We start from the raw sequence: 19,634 nt of genomic DNA, 5'->3' as shown, positions 1-19,634 counted from the left end.
CTACGGATGTACCATGCCGGGCATTGCCGACGCCGCACTCGTCACCTGTCCGGTGAAACAGCGAATGGACGATGTGGCATTCGCGTTCCCCAGCAGCACGTAGTGATACACGCTTTGCGGAAACTCCGGCGTCGCGCTGGTGATCCCACTGCATCGACCAAGCTGCGATGACGTGATCTCGCCGTCCGCTGATATCGCGATCGCCAAGGATCAGGTAACCGCCGAAGGCCACGCCAATGATGGGCGACGGACCACCGGCAGTATCCACCATGGCCGTCAGCGCATGGTGGCAACGCATGGTAGTGATACGGTCCTATCGGCGTGGGATGACAGTTGCAGGCATCGAGAAACGCGACGATTTCACCAGCCGTGTTCTTCACTCTGAAGGGACGCCATCGCGACGGTGTGACGTTGCCGCCTCGCATGGATTGAGCAACGGGGCTCCTGAAACCATCACGCCAATCAAACAGACTCGCGGACGTGGGCGTTGCGGCCTTCCTGGGATTCAGCGGGATCTGAAATTGTAGCTCTGCGCTTCTGGCGGATCGGCGTTGGGCATAGGGAATCGCCGCACCGGGCACGCGCACGCCGGGAAGCGGCAGCATACTGCAACTGGCGCGAGGGATTCGGAATGCCATTCGACCGGTAGCGCATCGTCCCGTTGAATGGCGAAGGACACCGTCGCCTCGGCGTCCCACCCGGCCGTCTGCAGGCCGGGCTGGGCTTCGATGCGGTTGCGCTGGTCGTATCCGTGGAATCGACGGACGTCACCTTGTCGGCGCAGGCCGCTGCCAAGCGAGGATACCAGCCGCGTCAATGAACACGATGTTTGCCGAGAAATCTGATGGAATGCATAGGTCTCCGTGGTTCGGGTGTGTTTGCGTCTCTGACAACCGAGCCCTGCGGACCATTCCATACATCTTTATCACAATCGCCAGCCGGAGACATGGAATGAACTGGCGCGTTACGTTGTCCATGATGGGTGCGTCAGGATCCCATCCATGACAACAGTCCCCTTGGACGAGGAAAGCTGCTGACACGCGCCAGACCTGGCGATGCGGCGGCCTTTCGCGCGTTGGTCGAGCGCCGATACCAGTCGATGGTGGCGTCGGTGGTGATCGGCATGCTGGGCCGTGGCGCTGATGCGGACGATGTGGGTCAGAGACGTTCATTCGGTTCCATGCCATCTTCATGGATTTCGCGGCGACGCGACACTTGGCACATATTTCCAGTCGCATCGCGATGAACCTGTCGCTCAACGCCCGGGCGAAACGCAAGCGCTTTCGGTTGCGGCTGGTGAGCCGCGACGCGTCACCGGGATCACTCGCCGAACCGACGGTGAGCGCGGCAAATGACGCGGCGCGAGCGGCGCGACCTGGTTCACTGGGCGGTCGTGCGCAACTGGGCTAGCACAGCGCCGGGTGCGGTAAAACGCCCGCTGGAAGAATCGTCCACGAGCGAAACGGCTGCCGCCCAGCTGCCGGGCGCGGGATGAGCGATTGGCTCGCGGCATGGTTAGTCCGAGCGCCCGTTGGCGCCGTATGTCACGGTGAGGGTCTGATGCGTGACGACCAACAGGACATCGAGCGAGCACTCGCGCTACCGCGCACTGCGGTGCCGTGGCGTTCGACCCGGGATTCGCTGATCGCGTGATGGCGCGACTCCTGCCGCGCCGCGCCGGCTCTCGGACGAATTGCAGACAGTGTTCCTGCGACTGACACCACTGGCGGTGGCCGCCGCGTTGCTGCGCGCTACGACAGTCCCGTTGAATACGCGAACGAGTCAGCAGTCGCTGGTTGAATGCGCACAGGGCATGCTGACCGTCACGGTCGCCACCGCGCATGCACTGGATGGAGAACTCAGCGCCGGGGAAATAGCGCATGAAACTCGAAATCAAATCCGCCGCCATTCTCATCACGACGCTGCGGCATGGGCATCGTGATTGGCCTGGTTGGACAAGGCGCGTTGTAACGCGCACGCGTGTTGGGCATGCGCGCCACCACGGCGTCCGCCGGGATTCGTGGCGCGCATGGAAGAGGTGCCGCAGTTGCGCGCCGAATAGCAGGCCACGGTACGTCCCATCTCCAGTAACGGCCGACGCCAATCAGCGGGTGATCGACGCGGCGGGGGTGCAGTTGCGCGCGGCGCTGGATTCGATGAGCCGCAGAGGCGCTGGCACCGCTGTTGGACGAAGCACAGCGATAACGACTGGCGGAACGCGTGCGGGAATTGCCGGATCCGTTCCGACCGCCGCCACCGCGGATGGGTACACCACCGCCTCGGGGTGGACCGCCTCCCTGATGGGCCGCCGCCCCCTCTCCGTAAAGAGAAAACCGAATAGCCGCGTGCACGAATGCACGCGGCGGTGTGCACAGCGAGTCGAGATAGCGACCAGCGCCCCGGCAGCGGCGCAGGCAGGCCGGTCCCAGTCGATGGGAGCTGGCCGCAAGCCACGCGCGCCGCTCGTCGGTGAGCACCGCGTTCAATGCCACGCGCAAGGCGGCGAACGCCGCGGCAGCCGAGGACGAACTGGACGGCTGCGCTCTTCGAGAATCGCGTGATCACGTCGTCGGGTGACGCGCCATTGCGCCGCGCTCTCATCGCTTCACGCGTGATTTGCCGTCAACGCCTCAAGATCGGCCTTGTTGGCTTCTTTGAACCGTTCGTTGATGGTGCGGATGGCGGCCTTCTGCTCGGCCGTGAGCTGAGGCCGGCTGGCGCGCGATCGAGGAACCGCCGCGGCGTCATGTACCCTGATCGGCCGTTTCTTGAGCACGGCCTCAAAGGTCGGCTCGTCAGAGGCAGTTTCAGTGGGCGCACCACCGCAGGCGGCCAGGAGGAGCGCGGTGGCGAGCAGGAAGCGTTCGACGGAAACATGGGACGGTGGGCTGGCGGTGGAACGAACCGCTGGAGGCCCGCCGTCGGCCCCTGGACCACTGGAGCATACGACTGCCGGTAGGGAACGTTAAGGAGCCCCGTGACGGACCCGGAGCGTAGTGAAAGCAGGCGGGTAGGTTTCTACCATATCCTCGATTTTCGGTTTTTATTCGGCACTCAATAATTTCTGCTGACCGCCCCCGCCCTCGCCCCCACACCCCCAGCCCTCGCCTCCGCCCCGGGTCAGCCTGCGTCCCTCCGCACGTTTCGAAGCCGTGGTGGCCGGTGGGCGAGCCGCAGGCATCCTGTGGCCACCGGCATCACTTCCGCTCGATGCCGCCTGCGGCGGTATCTCGGCGCGGCCGCATTACCGAAGTGGTCGGAACGCTTGCCCGGCAAACGGCACCGCTTCGCCAGGTCGTCTCGCGTGCTGCGCACCGCGGCTGGGTGGCGGATCGATGCGCGTCGCACCCTCGCTGCCGCGCCATGGCCGGACTGGGTGGAACGACTGGTGATGGTGCGGTCGCGCGACGGTAAACGCAGCGGTGCGCTGGATCTCCCGCTGCGCAGTGGCGTGTTCGCCCTGGTCGTCATCGACGGCGCCCTGGCGCTGTCGCGGGTGCATGGCGTGCGACTCGCGCAACTCGCCCGCGAACGATGCGCCCGTGGTGCTGGTGCACGAGGCGCGCCCCGGTTGCGTGAGTGGTGCGGTGCGGTTGCGACTCGAACCCATGTCGGCCAAACCGCTTCCCCTCCGACGGTTAACGCACTGAGACCCAAAACATCATACGCGGATTTTCAGTGGTCGTGGAGAAAGGTGGACCCAGTCGCAGCGTTCGATCAATCGAGGGCGGTGGCATCGTCATGGCGCGTCGCGTGTGAACGGATTCCAGATTCCCGATCGGCGCGGCGTGGCACGCGGCACGCGCCGTCCGGGCCGCTGTCGGCGGCAGCACCGACGACGCCATCGAGCACCCCCATCACACCCGGGCCGGACTCGGCGTTTCCGCACACGACGACATCCACACGCCCGCGACTCACCCTTCGCGACACAACTCGCCCTGGCGTTCGCGGAGCAGACGAACATCAGTGTATGCCTCCCCACTCACCCGCGCGCAACGGAGTCGCGAACGCGACCGGTTCGATCGCACCTTTCGACAAACACACCCGCGACTGGACGCGCTATCGCGGACGCAAACGCGCGCCGGCGAATCGTCGTATGGGAACTCCAGTAAACGCGAACGGGCGCGTGAAAAAATCCGGTGTGGCCATCCCGGGTACCGGACAGCGCGCTATCCCGGCGCCCCCGCACTGGGACGTTGCCGAGGGCGCTCGCCGATAACACGACTCGCGCGGTGTCATTGGCGGCCGGACGGCGCCGGGGTGCGCGCCGGCATGACGTTGCCGAAGCGCAGGCGCTGCGCCACGCTCGACGTGCGCACGTGGGACGATCACGCCGTGAACGATGCGGGTGTTGGCCGTGACCACCCGCGTTTCTCGCCGCCAGTCCCAGGTCACCCGTGCAAGGCGCCCGGGCGTATGGTGGATTGGCGCCAGCGGCTTCGACGCACTGGGTGGTGAAGACAGGCTGGCGCGCGCCCTGCTGTCCATTGCGCAACGCTGGCACCCCGATGCCCGCGTGGCCATTGCCGATTCGTGCGTGGCCGCGCGCGCCGCCACGTGGGCGCCACAGGCGCGCAGTCGTGTGGTACGTGAGCGCGATCCACTGGCACTCCCCGATGGCATCACCTGCATTCCCAGCGGACAGTGCGCCACCTATCTCGCACCGGCGCCGTTGGGGCTGGTGCCCATGGACGACGAATTGCGCGACGCACTGCGCGCGCTGGGGCTGCGTACCGTGGGCATGCTCGCCCCACCGCGCCCGGTGACGACTGAACGACGCTGGGGCGCCGAAGGACTCACCGCATGGCGACTGGCACACGGCGACGACACGCGACGTCCGGGACTCGTGCGGGTGGAAGCCACCCGCAGCACCAGTGTGGAGTTGCCGGTCAGGTGGAAGCACCGCGCCGGTGTGTTCGTGTTGCGCGCGCAGTTGGATCGACTGGTGCGCGAACTGGTGAACGACGGACGCTCGGCGGCGGCCGTGTCGGTCACACTGATTCTCGATGCGGGGCGACAGTGGCCACTGGAGGACGTGGGTACCGACGGTCACGATCACGACGCATTTCCCGAAACATCGAGCGATGCGCCGATGGCGGCGGCGCGCACCGGCATCGGCACCACACCGCCAGTGCTGCGGGCACCGCGCGAAACCGTTGAGGCCTCATCGCTGCTGTCCATTCCACAACGCAGCATCACGCGCGAAGTGCGTCCGGCGCGACCGCTGGCGCGACTCGAGCCCCTGTTCGATCATGTCGCGCGTTTAGCGGGCGTTAGGTGATCCCGGCACTGATCATTGGCATCACGGTGGGATTCCGGCCACCACACCACTGGCCGCCGATCAGGGCGATCTGCTGGTGCCTTCATGGCGCGACGCCGCCATGAACGCCGAGTCGGTGTTCGCGCGCTTGCGGGCCGCGCTCGATCCGGACAACGCGGGCGATGTGGTGGTACGCGCCGTGGCGGGTGACGGGCACAAACCGGAAGCCACCGGACAGTGGACCAGCGCCGATGCGATGGCGCAAGCCGCCGCGCCGGTGCCTGCCGCATCACCTGACATTATCGCAGATACGGTCAACGCGCCCGCCGTGCTGCGATTACTCGACACACCCGAAGTGGTGGATGTCGAAGCGCCACGCGGTGTGCCCGCCGCCGTGTGGTGGCGGGGACGCCGGTTGTCGATTGCCCACGCCGATGGACCGGACCGATTAAGCGGCGATTGGTGGCGCGCCGATGCGTTTGCGCGCGACTACTGGCGGTGTGACGCCGAGGGCGAAGGGGAACTGCTGGTGTATGGCGAGTCCGCGGTGACGAGTGCGATTGCCGCGCCCATGCAGTGGTTTGTGCAGGGGTGGTACGATTGAGACACGGACGTCACTCTGCTGCGCGCACCGTCGCACGTCCCTCAGCCTAGCGATGTGTCATCGTGCGCCGCAGCTTTCGGAAGCCGCCTTTGGCTGCGCCCCATGCCCATCGCCCCCACACGGGAGCTGTACTCGCCATGCGTCACGTCGCCCTTCGCCACACGCTGCACACCGCACTCTGCCTGGCGCTGACCGCTGTCGCAGTCTCGGCGCAACCAGCGAAGAGCGGGCTGACGCGACTGCTGGAAACGGAACTGTCCCGGTTTCCCGCGCGGGCCGGCGTGTACGTCAAGCACCTCACCACCGGCGAAGAGGCCACGGTCAACGCCGACGATGCGTTCAGCAGCGCCAGCATCATCAAGCTGACCATCATGGTGCGCGCGTTCCAATTGGTTGATCAGCAGAAACTCAACCTCGATGAACGGGTGCAGATCCGACGCGCCGATTTGCGTGACGGCTCGGGCGTCTTGCAGTACCATGACCTCGGGCAGACGCCAACCATCCGTGACTTGATCACCGAGATGGTGATCACCAGCGACAACGTCGCCACCGACTTGATGGTGACAAAGGTTGGTGGCGTGGACAGCCTGAACGCGTGGCTCAGGTCGTCGGGGTTTACGCACCTCAGCATGGTGGCGCGCGGGCATGTCTACCGTCGCAAGATCCTGGCGCTCGTCAACCCGGCGTTCGACACGCTCACCGCGGAAGAAACCACCGGACTGCAATACGCCCAGCAGGGCGACCCGCTGTTTGACCTGTACGCATCACTCTTCACCGGCGAGCGGGCCAAGTGGGTGGCGATGGTGCGTGATCCGGCCAACAAGAAGATTCTGGCGGACGGCCGGTATCGCCTGCCCGTGCAGGATCATGCCTACTGGCTGGGCGACATGAATCCGCGCGAAACTGGTCGGTTGCTGGAAGCCATCGAACGCGGAACGATGACCTCGGCGGCGAGTGCCGCCACGATGCGAACGATCATGCGGCGGCAGCAGGCCGGCGCACGTCGGATTCCGCATTTTCTGGACGTGCCGGTGGCCCACAAGACCGGCGACAGCCCGGTGATCGCGAACGATGTCGGCATGGTGTACGCACGATCGGGCACCGTGATCATCGCGTTCTTCACCAACGGCATCACCGGATCCCTCGGGGAAGAAGAAGACATGATCGGTCGCGTGTCGCGCCAGATCATTGACTATTTCGATGGGCCGGTGGGCGCGCCGAACCGTTCGCCGTTGCGCTGACATCACGACCTTCCTCCACCGCCATGCACCTCACGGATATTCCATTCGGCACCGTCACCTGGGACGACGTCCAGGCAACCGAGCATCCGGGTGCATCGGGTATCGCACAGTGGCGCACGCGGCACTTTGGCGCCGTGCGGGTCAGGATGGTGGAGTATTCAGCCGGTTATGTGGCCGACCATTGGTGCGCGAAGGGGCATATTCTGCTCTGTCTCGCGGGCGAGTTGCAGACGGAGCTTTCGGACGGACGGTGCGTCACGCTGACCCCCGGGATGAGTTATCAGGTGGCGGACGAGGTCGAGCCGCATCGCTCGCGGTCACCGCTGGGCGCCCGGTTGTTCATCGTGGATTGAGGGACGGGCCGGACTCGACATCGCGCGCGTCATCGCGCCTATTTCACGGGTTCGATTTCCTTCCGTAAGCCGCCCTGGAGCCTCGATGCGCCGCTCGTCCCTGATCACCGGTTTGTTCGCCGGTCTTTGCCTCGCCACTTCGCTGGTCGCACAACCCCCCGCCGGTCGCGGCGGTGGAGGTGGATTTCGCGGCGGCACGACCATCAAGGATGGCGAGGCATGTCCGCCGGGCACCACGGAAGTCCGTCCACGCTCGTGTCTCGGACCCGAGACGCCGGCGCCCAGTATTCTCGACTATCGGCCCAAGTCCACACTCGTGGCACCGGCAACGATGGTGAAGACCGCCAAGTTCCCGGCCATCGACTTTCACGGCCATCCGGCGGGATTGTTGGCCACCACCGAAACGCTCGCCAAGTTGGGCGCGTCGCTGGACAGTCTCAATGTCCGCATGATGATCGCCGCCGATAACATGTCGGGCGATCGCCTCAAGCGCGTGATGGACACGCTCAAGGTCTCCCCGAAGATGAAGGACCGTGTGCGGGTGCTGGCCGGCGTGAACTTCGGCAACGTGGGCCCTGGCTGGGCCGAGAAGGCCATTGCTCAGCTTGAAGCCGATGTCGCGGCCGGTGCCGTTGGTGTCGGCGAGATCGGCAAAGGCTTTGGGTTGAGCACGAAGAAGCCCGATGGCAGCCGACTCAAGTTGGACGACCCGGAACTCGCACCGTTCTGGGCGGCCTGCGCGCGTCTCAAGCTGCCGGTGTTCATCCACACCGGCGATCCGGCGGAGTTCTTCAAGCCGGCCGATCTCACCAACGAGCGGTGGCTCGAGATTTCGTTGTTCCCCGAGCGTCGCTATCCGCAGGACAAGTTCCCCAGCTTCGAAGCCTTGGTGGCCGAGCGCAACAATCTGTTCCGCAACAATCCGAAAACCACGTTCGTGACGGCGCACTTGGGGTGGCAGGCCAACGACCTCGGCACCTTCGGCAAACTCCTCACCGAAATGCCCAACGTGTACAGCGAAGTCGGTGCGGTGCTGTACGACATCGGCCGACAGCCGCGCGCCGCGCATGACTTCTTCGTGAAGTTCCAGGACCGCATTCTGTTCGGGAAGGATTCATTCCAGCCCGAGGAGTATCCGTACTACTGGCGCGTGTTCGAAACGCGTGACGACTACTTCGACTACTATCGCGACTACCACGCCTTCTGGAAGCTGTACGGGATTGACCTGCCCGATGTGGTGCTCAAGAAGGTGTACTACCAGAACGCGCTGCGACTGATGCCGGCGATCTCGCCGGCGGGCTTTCCCAAGTAGCCGTTAGCGTGGCAACAGATTGCCGGCGACATACACCGCCCGGATACGACGCACATTGCTGATGCGTTCCAGCGGGGACGCATCCAGCACCACAAAGTCGGCCCACTTGCCGGTCTCGAGTGTGCCGACATCGCGATCGATGTGCATGCACCGCGCGGCGTCGCGGGTGGCCGCCGCCATCGCCTGACGCGGCGTGAGTCCCGCGTCCACCATGTGTTCGAGTTCCATGAGTTCGAAGTAGCCCTGAAAGCGCCCGACCGGGCCGGTATCGGTGCCCATCGCGATGGGTATTCCCGCATCCGACAACATTTTCAGGTTGCGATTGGCGACGGGTAACTGCGCCTTGTAGCGCTGGGCGCTGACACTGGTGCGCATGGCATCCTGACGCGCCGGCTCCTGCAGCGTAGACATCCACTGCCGGTTGGCATGGGCGAGGAACAGGGAGTCGGCAAAGAACGACGGTGTCGACTCGTAAACGAATGTTGAAACCTCGCGCATCAGTGTGGGCGAATAACAGGCACCATTCGCCTTCAGCGCGCCGACGAATGCTGCATTCACGGGCTCATCACGCACACTGTGCGCGATGTAGTCGGCGCCCGCCGCCAGCACATCCATGGCATCGGCGAGATAGTACACGTGCACCGCCACGCGCAGTCCGCGCCCGTGTGCTTCGGCAATCACCGCGCGGTACACATCGGGCGACATCTTCACCGTCGTTCCCAGATTGTCGTCCACGCGGATTTTCACAATGTCCACCCGTTGCGCGGCGACGTCCGCCACTTGCGTGCGCGCTTCAGCCGGCGTGGCGGGGGTGAGCACCGGTCCCGCCAGATACACACGCGCACGATCGAGTGCGGGCGTATTCTGCCCGGCACGCGCCGCGAACACCGAAGCGGGTTCGCCACCCAGCGAGAACACCGTCGTGATGCCATAGGCGGCGTAGGTGGCGAGGTCGGCGGGAGTATTCACGTGCCCGTGCGCGTTGATGAGCCCGGGAATGATCACCCGTCCATCAAGTCGCGTGCGTTGTGCGCCCACTGGGATGGCCACGCGCGATGCGGCCCCCGCCGCCAATACGCGACCATCGCGCACCAACAACGTCGCGTTGGCCACGGGCGCCCCATCGGTGCCATCGACGAGCGTGGCACCGGTAAACGCCGTCACCGGTCCCTGCTGTGCGCTGGTCCTGACGTTGACCGTGGCGAGCAGTGCGAGCACGGCAAGAGTGCGGGCCACAACGCCGGAAACACCCGGAACCGGCCTGTCGATGAGCCTGCCTTCACGCGCCTCAGGCAGGGTGCTCTTGAGTGCGGCATTCCGGCCGACGGCTGAGCCACTTGGCATGAACGTCGCCATGGCGACGGTGACGGCGCTGCGAATCATCACGAATTCCGGCAGGTAGAGGGAGTGATCAGGAAACGTACGGGCAGGTCGTCGTTGGCGGCAGGGAACGCTACACCCGGTCAGGTGAAACCCGATGGTGTGCCCGCCCCGGAGTGCCCTTCGTTCATTCAAGCACGTCAATTCACCGTTCGTGTCCCGAACTCCTGACAGGAGATTCGCCATGTCTACCGCCACCAGCTCACAGCCCTACACGTTTGCCGCGTATCATCCGGCGCCGCAACTTGTCGGTCCTATTGTCATTGCGTCCGACACTTCACCGCAGTCTGATGCCGCGTTTCCGGCCGCGCAGGCCTTGGCTGAACGCACCAACTCCGTCGTGCATGTGGTCAGCGCGGTGATGCCCTTCGCGATGCCCATGTACGCGTTTGATACCATGCCCGTTCCGCTCGAAACCGATCTCGCGGTTCGCGAAGGCCGGGAGGGAATGCTCAAGGCGCAGCAAACCCGACTGATCTCGCCGACCTCGAACTGGCCGGTGATGGTGCGCACCGGAGAGCCGGCGCGCGAGATCGTGGAGTTCGCCCAGGATCACAAGGCCCGCGTCATTGTGGTTGGACGCGGTCGCCATGCGGCTATCCAGCGCGCACTGGGGGGTGAGACTGTGCTGCGACTGCTGCAGCTGGGTGATACACCAGTGCTCGCGGCGGAAGCGAAGCTGACGGCCGCCCCGCGCCGCGTGGTGATCGCCACCGATTTCAGCGAGTTCAGCCTGTACGCGGCGCAAGTCGCGCTGACGCTGGTGGCGTCCGATGCCGTGATCTATCTGGTCCACGTGGCCCCGCCGTTCTCGAAGGCCGATCAGGGATTGCAGGACCGCGCCATTGCCTATCGCAACCAGGCGCTGCATGGATTCTCGCAGCTGCACGAGATGCTCGCGCGCAACGGGTTTTCCGTCGAGGACGTGCTGGTGGAAGGCAATCCGTCGGATGAACTCACCAAGGTCATCCGCGACAAGGACGCCGATCTGGTGGTAACCGCCACGCATGGCTACGGTTTCCTGCGCCGGATGATCCTCGGCAGCGTGGCGGCCGAACTGCTGCGGCACGCCCCATGCTCGGTGTTGTGCGTTCCAGGTTCGGCGCGAACGCTGGCCGCCGCGAGAACGCGGCCGTCAACGACCGCTCACACGCACACCTTCGACATGGCCGTGCTTGACGCGGAACTGAAGGCATTCAGCGACCGGAACACGGGTCGGCCATGCACGGTCGAGATCGATTCCCGCGACCTGGGCGCCCAGATTCTGGGGCATTCCTTGCCGCTGGTTGGCGCCACCTACGATCGGGCGACGCGCCTCGTGTCCCTGATGTTCGGGACATCAGCGCTGACCGGACAGCACCTGACGCACACCATTGCCGAGGTGTCGGCGGTTGATACCAGCACCGGCGGCGATGGGCGCGAGCAGGTGCTGCGCCTGGTGCATACGGACGGTCAAACGCTGGTGTTACTGGAATAGTCGACGATTGGCTTTCCCTCGTGATCCGCGATGAGGACCCACACCGTGCGGCTGCGCTTGGAATAGAGCAACCGTACGGTGACGTCGCGCGGGTGCTGCTTGAACGCAAAGTGAAACTGAAAGCTCACATCGAGTGACTCGCGAATGACCCCGTCCTTGAACCGTCCGTAAAACTCCTGGACTTTCGTGCACGGCGCGATCTCCGTGAAGAATTGTCGACCGATCACCTCATCGCGGGTGAGGGACGCGAGGGTCGACTCGACGGCGTTGTAGTTGAGGATGCGACCGGTGGCATCCAGCTGGATCAAGCCATAGGGCGCGCGATCCAGTTGCTCCGGCGTCAGGCGATCAGCCACCTCAAGCACTTCGGTGACGGTCGGGGGCGGGGCGTGTGCGGGACGATGTGAGAAAGGCATGGCGGGCGTGGGGCGGCGACGTCGGGTCTGGCAGAAGATCAACGCGGGCCTCTTTGATTGCCCGCTGGTAGTTGGCGCCGTCACCCGCGTTGCGCAAGCCGACGCAGCGTCCCCGCGACCCCCTCGCTCTCCAACAGCTTCATCCCCAGGCGCACATCCGACACACCGCGTCGGAGCGCGTATGTGAACGTGTGCTGACCGCCGGCGTCATCAACCGCCATGCACCAGAGGCCGATCCCCGCGTGGCCGTCACGGCCGTCAGCGACTTCTATCAAATGCGACGCAATGACGAACAGTCCGGCCGGCGCCTCCGCGAGACCATCCACCAGCAAGGCGGTGGCATCAATCGCGTCCTTTGCGTTGGTGCCCCGAAACACTTCGTCGAGTAAGGCCACCACCACGGCGTCGTCCGCCACCGCATTCACCACCGACTTCACCCGGCGCACTTCCGCGAGATAGAGACTCTCGCCCCGTGCAAGGCTGTCATCGACGCGGAGGGATGAGATCAGTCGGTCAACACGAGGCAGTCTTGCCCGCGCGGCGGGCACGGGCAGACCCACATGCGCGAAATGCACGACAATCCCGATGGCGCGCAGCAGCGTGGATTTGCCAGCCATGTTGGGGCCCGTCAAGAACATGACACGCGTACGACCCGACACGTCAACGTCATTCACCACGCCCTGCGCAAGCAGCGGGTGCCGGATACCCTCAACCCGAAAACCAACCGCGTCAGCGGCGGCGAACTCCGGATACGACAGCCCTGGCCCTCTGGCTGCCGTGGCCAGTGAACCATAGGCATCCAGTCGGTAGAGTGCCGCAATCAATCGGCGCATCGCATCCTGCGCGCGCACACGCAGGTGTTTGTCGAGTACACGCAAGCGAAGACGACGCGAGGTGGGCGCATTGACGGCCGCGCGCAATGCGTGGCACAGCGGATCCGAGACCACCGTGTCGATGGCGACCGCGATCTCGTTGAACAACGCGTCTCCACCAAGCAGGGCAATGCGGTCGTGTACTGCGCGACAGATCGCGAGCAATTGCGAAACGGCCACGAGCTTGGATTCGATGTAGCGGGCGATGACCGGATAGCGCAGGCCAAACACCATGCACGCGGCGTGCGTGTCCGGGCAGATGATGTAGTTGGAATCGAGGTACGCGTCGGCGTCCTTGGCCAGCGCGACCATCGACGCCCATGGCACATGGCGCAAGGCGTCGGGCAGCGCACGCAGCAGTTGCTGTCGTATCGCGATGTCGACGGGATCATCAAGCGGCGCGGCCAGCAGTCCCTTCAGGGCGTCGAGACCCGGCCGCGAATGGGTGTGATCGAGCAGGCGGCCCAGTGGCCACTCTCCCCCGGCATTCGGCAGGACACCGAGGTCGATGAGCGATTTCTTGTCGACGAGCACGCTGCCAGTACCCTGGCATAAGGCACCAGGTGCCGGGTGGTTGGCATTTCCAGTGCTTCGGTATATCTTCGGGTTCATTCACGACCCGCACTATGCCCCGCCCTGCCCCGTCGTACGCGGAACTGCACTGCCATTCCGCCCTCTCGCTGCTTGATGGCGCATCGCCCCCCGAAACCCTTGCGGAGCGGGCGGCCGAGTTGGGGTACCCGGCACTCGCCATCACCGACCACGACGAAATGGGGGGCGTGGTCCGCTTTGGCACGGCCTGCGCCGCCGTGGGCATTGGCGGCATTCTGGGCGTCGAACTCACGGTGCGCGTGCCCGATGAATTCAAGACGTACGGCACGCGCACCACGCACCTGGTGCTGCTGGCCGAGTCGCGCGAGGGGTATCGCAACATCGCGTCGCTGGTCACGCATGCGCGTATGCACACCGATCGCGGTGCGCCGCATGTGCCGTGGGACCTGGTAGCGCAGCATGCGCAGGATGTGTTCGCGCTCACCGGTTGTCCGCGTGGGTGGGTGCCGCAACTGTTAGCCGAAGGACGCGACGACGCCGCGTGGCACGCGGCCTGTCAGTTGCGCGATGTGTTCGGCGAACATCTTGCCGTCGAATGCTGGGATCACCGGCTCCCGGAAGAACGCGTACTGGTGCGACGCCTGCGCCCGCTGGCCGCGCGACTGGGTGTCCCGTGGGTGGTCACCAACGACGTGCACTACGCGCGCGCCGAAGGTCGCATCATCCACGATGTGCTCTGCGCCCTGCGCCACGAACGCACTCTCGATGAAATGGGGGCGCGCTTGCGTCCCAACGCCGAGTGGACGCTCAAGGCGCCCGCCTTGATCCTGAAGCGCTGGCAGGGCGCGGAAGAAGGCGTGCAGGCCACACTCGCCGTGGCCGAACGGTGCGCGTTTCGCCTGCAACAACTCAAGCCGTCCATGCCGGCGTTCCCGCTCCCCCCCGGCATCTCGGCCGACGAATATCTCACCCGATTGGTGGATCAGGGCGCCCACGAACGCTGGGGACGCGACTACGAGGCAAAGCAGCGCGCGCAACTGTCGCACGAGTTGCGCATGATCGCGAAACTCAAGATGGCGGGGTTTTTTCTCATTGTCTGGGACATCGTCCGCTTCGCGCGTCGTGAGGGCATTCTCTGCCAGGGACGCGGATCCGCCGCCAACTCCGCCGTGTGCTACTGCCTGGGGATCACGGCGGTCGATCCCATTCGCATGCAGCTGTTGTTCGAGCGGTTTCTCACCGAAGAACGGCAGGAAGCGCCCGATATCGACATCGACTTTGCGCATCGGGACCGCGAGCGCGTGCTGCAATACGTATACGAGCGCTACGGACGCGAACACGCGGCCATGGTATGCGAGCAGATCAGCTGGCGCGGACGGAGTGCCGTGCGTGATGCGGCGCGCGTGCTGGGGTTCTCGGTGGAGCAGGCCGATGTGCTGAGTACACTGAGTGATCGATTCAGCGCACAGTCGACGGCGGAAACATTGCGAGTAGAGAGTACTGAGAACCGAGTAGAGAGTACTGAGAACAGAGTAAGGAACGCGCGTGTCGTGCGTGCCGAGGCGCGCAAGGTGGCATCCAGCCAGAAGTCCCCTGCGACCTCTGCGTCCTCGGCGGTTCAATCAGTGGGTCTACCGAGGACCAAAGACATCAGTGATCGCGATGCCACGTGGCAGCAGCGCATCGATACGCACGCCGAGCGTAAGATTGCCATGGACGCCGCCGAGAACCTGGGCCCGTTGGCCAAGTCCAGCGATCGCGCGGCGAGTCCCACGCCCGTGCACGAAGCACACCGCAACCGTACCACCGCCAGTCGCGACGGCGTCACCGGTCGTGAACTGCTCACGCGCGCCGGTCTCGACCCCGACGATGCGCGTGTGCGCGTGCTGGCCGATGTCGTGGAAGGGCTGCATCAGCTGCCGCGGCACCGTTCCATCCACGTGGGCGGCATGATCCTCACCGAAGAGCCGCTGGGCTCCATCGTGCCCATCGAACCGGCGTCCATGCCCGGCCGCACGGTTATTCAGTGGGAGAAGGACGATCTGGATCCTACCGGACTGGTGAAGATCGACTTGCTGGGACTCGGCATGCTGACCGTGGTGCAGGATTGCCTGTTGTACATCCGGCACACGCGCGGTGTCACCATCGATCTGGGTCAGCTCGACATGGCCGATCAGGCCGTGTACGACGTGATGTGCGCCGCCGATACCGTGGGGGTGTTTCAGATTGAAAGCCGCGCGCAGATGAACACGCTGCCGCGGCTTCGGCCGCGCTGTTTTTACGATCTGGTGGTGGAGGTGGCGCTCATTCGCCCAGGGCCCATTCAAGGCGAGATGGTGCATCCCTATTTGCGGCGGCGCGCGGGCACCGAACCCGTCACGTATCCGCATCCGTCGCTTGAACCTGTGCTCAAACGCACGATGGGCGTGCCGCTCTTTCAGGAGCAGGGCATGCAAGTGGCCATCACCGCCGCTGGCTTCACGCCCAGTCAGGCCGATCAACTGCGACGCGCCATGGGGCATAAGCGGTCGCACGAACGCATGGCGGCCATCTGCGAAGAACTCATTGCCGGCATGGCGCGCAATGGGATTCCGGAAGACGTGGGTCGTCGCATTTACAACCAGATCAATGCGTTTGCCGATTACGGATTTCCGGAAAGTCACGCGGCCAGCTTCGCCCTGATTGTGTACGCCACGGCGTATCTGCGGCACTACTACGCGCCCGAGTACTGCGCCGCCATTCTCAACGCGCAACCCATGGGGTTCTACTCGCCGGGCACACTGGTGGAAGATGCCAAACGCCATGGCGTGGAGGTGCGGCCCATCGACCTCACGCGGTCATCGTGGGATCACACGATGGAGACGGGAGACGGCAGAGTGCTGGTGCCCAGCGACGGGAGAGTGGCGTGGGGGCAACAGCCGCCGAGTGCCTCAGAGGACTGTGTGCGGGAATCCGTGGTCAGTCACACCAACGGCAGTAACACCGTCACGGTGCGACTGGGTGTGCGGCTGGTGCGCGGATTGGGCGCGAAGGCGCGTCGTGCCCTTGAGGCCGCGCTGCGCGATGGACCATTCGTGAGCGTTGAAGACGCGGTGCGTCGCGTCACACTCGACAAGACATCGTGGCGCCGTCTCGCCGAAGCCGGCGCGTTCGACAGCATGTTCACGCACGAGGTGCCCGAACGCCGGCGACGCGTCGCCTTGTGGGAGGTGATGGCGGCTACCCGCGGACCGCAGTTGCCACTCGCCCCCATGCCCGTATCGGCGCCACCAGTGCACCTGCCCGCCCTGCAACCCATCGAACTCACCGAGGCCGATTATCGCATGACCGGACTGTCGCTGGCCGGACATCCCATGTCGCATCTGCGCGAGATCCTGGCCCCCAATGGCGTGTGGTCATCACGTCAGGCCCAGCAGGATGGGCGTGATGGACAAGCGGTGGCGGTGGCCGGGCTCGTCATCTGTCGTCAGCGCCCCGGCACCGCCAAGGGGTTCGCGTTTCTTACGCTCGAAGATGAGACCGGCATGATCAACGTGGTCGTCACGCCCGATCGATTCGAGCGGCATGCGGTGCTCATTTCCACGTCACCGTTATTACTCATCCGTGGCGTGCTGCAGGTGGAGCAACACGTGGTGAACGTGCGGGCGAAACAGTTCAAGGCGCTGCAGCTGGGCGGAGGGGAGCAGCATGCCAAGGGACGGGACTACCACTGAGCGACCCACCGCGCAGAGCCCTCTCGCGACAATCGTGACGCCGCCGCATACTTGCTGCCTGCCCGCCACATTTCTCCCACCCGCAGGAGCGCGTCATGACCGATCTGTCCGCGTTATGGATGCCGATTGCGCTGTCCGCCGTCTTGGTGTTTCTCGCCAGCTCCGTCATTCACATGGCGTCGCCGTGGCACAAGTCCGACTTTCCGAAGTATCCCGACGAAGCCAAGGTACTGGACGCCTTGCGTCCGTTGGCCATGCCGCCGGGTGACTACTTCATGCCGCGCCCGATGAGCACCAAAGAGATGGGTTCGCCTGAGTTCATCGCCAAGATGAACAACGGTCCCGTGGTGTTGATGACCGTGATGCCGAATGGTGTCATGAGCATGGGCCGCAATCTGTCGCTCTGGTTCGTGTACACGATCGTCATGGCATTCTTCGCGGCGTACGTCGCCAGCCGGGCGTTAGGCACCGGTGCCGAGTACCTGCAGGTCTTTCGCTTCGTGGGCGTCACGGTGTTTCTTGGCTACTCGGCGGCGCTGTGGCATGTGTCCATCTGGTATCGTCGCGCGTGGAGCATCACCATCAAGGCCACCGTGGACGCGTTGATCTATGCGTGCCTCATGGCGGGGGCGTTTGGGTGGCTCTGGCCGAGGTAGGGTCGCGCCCCACAACAGACGAGAGGTCAGAGGGTTGAGCGGCCTTTAGGGGCGAGCAACTGAAGCGTCGAGCGTACGAGGGGTGAGCCGGTGAGGGCAGGACTGAGTTCTGCCCTCACCGGCTGGCCGCTCGAACGCTCGATGCTTCTGTTGCTCACCCCTAAATGACCGCTCAACCCTCAAACGGCAAACCCCAACTACTTCCCCTGCAGCCCCTTCAGCATCGACAGCCCCTGCGACAACAGATCGCTACTGCCCGCCTCAACCTTTCCGTTCGGCGTGAGCTGATTGATCAGCTCCGGCAGCATCGACGCAATCGACGAACCGGCCTGCGCCGGATCCACCCCCAGCTGTGCCGCGACATCGGTCACCGCCGATTTTCCCAGAACATCCTGAACCTGCGACGCCGAAATCGGTGCATTGGCGCCGGTGCCTACCCAGGACGCCACCACATCGGAAAGTCCACCCGATTGGAATTTCGCGACCAACCCGGATACGCCGCCTTGCTGCTGCACCAAAGCCATCACGGTGGCCAGCACGGCGCTGTTGCCTGCGCCCTTGCCACCGCCCAACTGTCCGAGCAGTCCGCCCAACATGTTCTGTGCATTCGCGCCGCCGGCACCGCCCATCAAGCCGCCCACGGCATCACCCAACACTCCGTCAAATAAGCCCATCATGGTCTCCTGATTGGTGAACGGCGTATCACTCTTCGGTTTCGATCGCCTGAAGCGTAACCTGGCGCAAGCGTCCAAACCATTACACCCGAACCGCGACGCGCTAAGTTGTCCATGGTCCCATTTCACGGAGCGAGGTCATGACACCGCAAGACGCGGAAACAATCGTTGCCATCGCCGCACTCGCTGCGCAGGCAGACGGCCAGCAAGACGACGCGGAACGCACACGGATCCGCGAAATGGCCGCCGGACTCAGCCTGGCAGATTCCTCGGTGGTGCAGGCGTCCACTATGGCGGCCAGCGTCGGTGATCACGCCGCGCTTGCCCGTCTCACCGAATCGCTCTCCGATGCCCAGGCGCGCCAGACCGCATACGACACGGCCGTGTCGGTCTGCTACGCCGATGGATGGATCAACCCCAGCGAGGCGGCGTTCCTGCGCACGTTGGCCGCGGCGCTGGACGTCGATCCAACCAAGACGGATCGTGCCGCGGTCGCCGCGCAGGAGCCGCTCGTTGCCGCACCGAATGCACCAGCGGCGGGTGCCGCCGCATCAGGCGACCTGCCCGCGCACATCCTCGATCAGGCGATCCTGTCCGCCGCGCTCGAGTTGCTCCCCGATCGTCTGGCCAACCTCGGCATCCTGCCGCTACAACTGCGATTGGTACATCAAATCGGCGCGCGTCACGGTCAACAGATGAACGCCAGCCAGGTGAAGGACCTTGCGGCGGTGTTCGGCATTGGCGCAGCGGCACAGATCATGGAAAAGGTCGTACGGAATGCCTTGGGCGGATTTGCCGGCCTGCTGGGACGCGGCGCGCTGGGCGGACTGCTGGGCGGAATCGCCGGCAACGCAGCCGGTGTCGCGGCCGGCGCCTCAGTGACGTTTGCCACCACATACGCGCTGGGACATGCGGCCGAGCAGTACTACGCGCAGGGGCGTTCCCTCTCGACTGCGGACATGAAGGCGCTATTCGCGCGACTCCAGTCCGATGCGACATCGCTGTTCCCCACCGTGGAAGCCCGCGTTCGCGACCTGGCCCGCAACGGCAACGTGGGGAGCCTCCTGAGAGGCTCCCCACGTTGATGGTGCGCGAAGCGACGGCGGCGCAAACGCCGTCGTGGC

Annotated in this window: 19 protein-coding genes; 11 read left to right on the top strand and 8 right to left on the bottom strand. The window is 64.8% G+C overall.

Annotated elements, in window-relative coordinates; translation table 11 throughout:
• Window positions 1-207: a hypothetical protein gene (locus IPP90_23720; GenBank protein MBL0173639.1), complete on the bottom strand. Its 207-nt coding sequence runs from the start codon at window positions 205-207 to the stop codon at window positions 1-3.
• 780 nt (window positions 208-987) lie between these two features.
• A complete protein-coding gene (locus IPP90_23715; GenBank protein ID MBL0173638.1) occupies window positions 988-1,125 on the bottom strand; it encodes a hypothetical protein in 138 nt (45 codons plus the stop codon).
• A gap of 66 nt (window positions 1,126-1,191) precedes the next feature.
• On the opposite strand from IPP90_23715, the gene IPP90_23710 reads away from it, so the two are divergent.
• Window positions 1,192-1,410 (top strand): hypothetical protein, encoded by a 219-nt coding sequence (locus tag IPP90_23710; GenBank protein MBL0173637.1) that lies wholly within the window; start codon window positions 1,192-1,194, stop codon window positions 1,408-1,410.
• Window positions 1,411-1,702: 292 nt separating this feature from the next.
• Complete coding sequence (locus tag IPP90_23705) at window positions 1,703-1,942, top strand: hypothetical protein (GenBank protein MBL0173636.1); 240 nt, start codon at window positions 1,703-1,705, stop codon at window positions 1,940-1,942.
• A gap of 663 nt (window positions 1,943-2,605) precedes the next feature.
• Here IPP90_23705 and IPP90_23700 read toward each other — a convergent pair.
• Both IPP90_23700 and IPP90_23695 read right to left on the bottom strand, forming a co-directional pair.
• Window positions 2,606-2,776 (bottom strand): hypothetical protein, encoded by a 171-nt coding sequence (locus IPP90_23700; GenBank protein MBL0173635.1) that lies wholly within the window; start codon window positions 2,774-2,776, stop codon window positions 2,606-2,608.
• A gap of 468 nt (window positions 2,777-3,244) precedes the next feature.
• Window positions 3,245-3,610: a hypothetical protein gene (locus tag IPP90_23695; GenBank protein MBL0173634.1), complete on the bottom strand. Its 366-nt coding sequence runs from the start codon at window positions 3,608-3,610 to the stop codon at window positions 3,245-3,247.
• A gap of 747 nt (window positions 3,611-4,357) precedes the next feature.
• On the opposite strand from IPP90_23695, the gene IPP90_23690 reads away from it, so the two are divergent.
• From IPP90_23690 to IPP90_23670, 5 genes are all read left to right on the top strand, one after another.
• A complete protein-coding gene (locus tag IPP90_23690) occupies window positions 4,358-5,281 on the top strand; it encodes a hypothetical protein (GenBank protein ID MBL0173633.1) in 924 nt (307 codons plus the stop codon).
• 76 nt (window positions 5,282-5,357) lie between these two features.
• Entirely contained in the window at window positions 5,358-5,864 is a 507-nt protein-coding gene (locus IPP90_23685; GenBank protein MBL0173632.1) for a hypothetical protein, read from the top strand.
• A gap of 137 nt (window positions 5,865-6,001) precedes the next feature.
• On the top strand, window positions 6,002-7,105 hold the full coding sequence (locus IPP90_23680; GenBank protein MBL0173631.1) for a serine hydrolase: 1,104 nt from the start codon (window positions 6,002-6,004) through the stop codon (window positions 7,103-7,105).
• A gap of 23 nt (window positions 7,106-7,128) precedes the next feature.
• Entirely contained in the window at window positions 7,129-7,458 is a 330-nt protein-coding gene (locus IPP90_23675) for a DHCW motif cupin fold protein (GenBank protein ID MBL0173630.1), read from the top strand.
• An 85-nt stretch (window positions 7,459-7,543) separates the two neighbouring features.
• On the top strand, window positions 7,544-8,770 hold the full coding sequence (locus tag IPP90_23670) for an amidohydrolase family protein (protein MBL0173629.1): 1,227 nt from the start codon (window positions 7,544-7,546) through the stop codon (window positions 8,768-8,770).
• 3 nt (window positions 8,771-8,773) lie between these two features.
• Here IPP90_23670 and IPP90_23665 read toward each other — a convergent pair whose 3' ends face one another.
• Entirely contained in the window at window positions 8,774-10,153 is a 1,380-nt protein-coding gene (locus tag IPP90_23665; protein ID MBL0173628.1) for an amidohydrolase family protein, read from the bottom strand.
• A gap of 181 nt (window positions 10,154-10,334) precedes the next feature.
• On the opposite strand from IPP90_23665, the gene IPP90_23660 reads away from it, so the two are divergent.
• Complete coding sequence (locus IPP90_23660; protein MBL0173627.1) at window positions 10,335-11,627, top strand: universal stress protein; 1,293 nt, start codon at window positions 10,335-10,337, stop codon at window positions 11,625-11,627.
• Here the strand turns inward: IPP90_23660 and IPP90_23655 are convergent.
• Together IPP90_23655 and IPP90_23650 are read right to left on the bottom strand one after the other, a co-directional pair.
• Complete coding sequence (locus tag IPP90_23655; protein ID MBL0173626.1) at window positions 11,603-12,043, bottom strand: PAS domain-containing protein; 441 nt, start codon at window positions 12,041-12,043, stop codon at window positions 11,603-11,605. The genes IPP90_23660 and IPP90_23655 overlap by 25 nt on opposite strands.
• 80 nt (window positions 12,044-12,123) lie before the next feature.
• Complete coding sequence (locus tag IPP90_23650; GenBank protein MBL0173625.1) at window positions 12,124-13,449, bottom strand: hypothetical protein; 1,326 nt, start codon at window positions 13,447-13,449, stop codon at window positions 12,124-12,126.
• A 92-nt stretch (window positions 13,450-13,541) separates the two neighbouring features.
• Between IPP90_23650 and IPP90_23645 the strand changes: the two genes are divergently transcribed.
• The gene (locus IPP90_23645; protein ID MBL0173624.1) at window positions 13,542-17,180 is read left to right on the top strand and encodes a PHP domain-containing protein; all 3,639 of its coding nucleotides are present in this window, start codon (window positions 13,542-13,544) and stop codon (window positions 17,178-17,180) included.
• Window positions 17,181-17,275: 95 nt separating this feature from the next.
• On the top strand, window positions 17,276-17,836 hold the full coding sequence (locus tag IPP90_23640; GenBank protein ID MBL0173623.1) for a hypothetical protein: 561 nt from the start codon (window positions 17,276-17,278) through the stop codon (window positions 17,834-17,836).
• Between the two features lie 197 nt (window positions 17,837-18,033).
• On the opposite strand, the gene IPP90_23635 is transcribed toward IPP90_23640, so the two are convergent.
• A complete protein-coding gene (locus tag IPP90_23635; protein ID MBL0173622.1) occupies window positions 18,034-18,510 on the bottom strand; it encodes a DUF937 domain-containing protein in 477 nt (158 codons plus the stop codon).
• A 140-nt stretch (window positions 18,511-18,650) separates the two neighbouring features.
• On the opposite strand from IPP90_23635, the gene IPP90_23630 reads away from it, so the two are divergent.
• Entirely contained in the window at window positions 18,651-19,595 is a 945-nt protein-coding gene (locus tag IPP90_23630; GenBank protein ID MBL0173621.1) for a TerB family tellurite resistance protein, read from the top strand.
• Window positions 19,596-19,634 lie beyond the last annotated feature (39 nt).

It is taken from the genome of Gemmatimonadaceae bacterium, assembly GCA_016720905.1.
Lineage (GTDB): Bacteria > Gemmatimonadota > Gemmatimonadetes > Gemmatimonadales > Gemmatimonadaceae > Gemmatimonas.
This window is presented reverse-complemented; position numbering and strand designations above follow the sequence as displayed.

Coding starts and splice junctions, on each gene's coding strand:
- IPP90_23645 (MBL0173624.1), top strand. CDS start 13,542: ATGCCCCGCCCTGCCCCGTCGTACGCGGAACTGCACTGCCATTCCGCC.
- IPP90_23715 (MBL0173638.1), bottom strand. CDS start 1,125: ATGCCGATCACCACCGACGCCACCATCGACTGGTATCGGCGCTCGACC.
- IPP90_23710 (MBL0173637.1), top strand. CDS start 1,192: ATGGATTTCGCGGCGACGCGACACTTGGCACATATTTCCAGTCGCATC.
- IPP90_23630 (MBL0173621.1), top strand. CDS start 18,651: ATGACACCGCAAGACGCGGAAACAATCGTTGCCATCGCCGCACTCGCT.
- IPP90_23655 (MBL0173626.1), bottom strand. CDS start 12,043: ATGCCTTTCTCACATCGTCCCGCACACGCCCCGCCCCCGACCGTCACC.
- IPP90_23695 (MBL0173634.1), bottom strand. CDS start 3,610: ATGGGTTCGAGTCGCAACCGCACCGCACCACTCACGCAACCGGGGCGC.
- IPP90_23640 (MBL0173623.1), top strand. CDS start 17,276: ATGACCGATCTGTCCGCGTTATGGATGCCGATTGCGCTGTCCGCCGTC.
- IPP90_23670 (MBL0173629.1), top strand. CDS start 7,544: ATGCGCCGCTCGTCCCTGATCACCGGTTTGTTCGCCGGTCTTTGCCTC.
- IPP90_23635 (MBL0173622.1), bottom strand. CDS start 18,510: ATGGGCTTATTTGACGGAGTGTTGGGTGATGCCGTGGGCGGCTTGATG.
- IPP90_23660 (MBL0173627.1), top strand. CDS start 10,335: ATGTCTACCGCCACCAGCTCACAGCCCTACACGTTTGCCGCGTATCAT.
- IPP90_23680 (MBL0173631.1), top strand. CDS start 6,002: ATGCGTCACGTCGCCCTTCGCCACACGCTGCACACCGCACTCTGCCTG.
- IPP90_23665 (MBL0173628.1), bottom strand. CDS start 10,153: ATGATTCGCAGCGCCGTCACCGTCGCCATGGCGACGTTCATGCCAAGT.
- IPP90_23675 (MBL0173630.1), top strand. CDS start 7,129: ATGCACCTCACGGATATTCCATTCGGCACCGTCACCTGGGACGACGTC.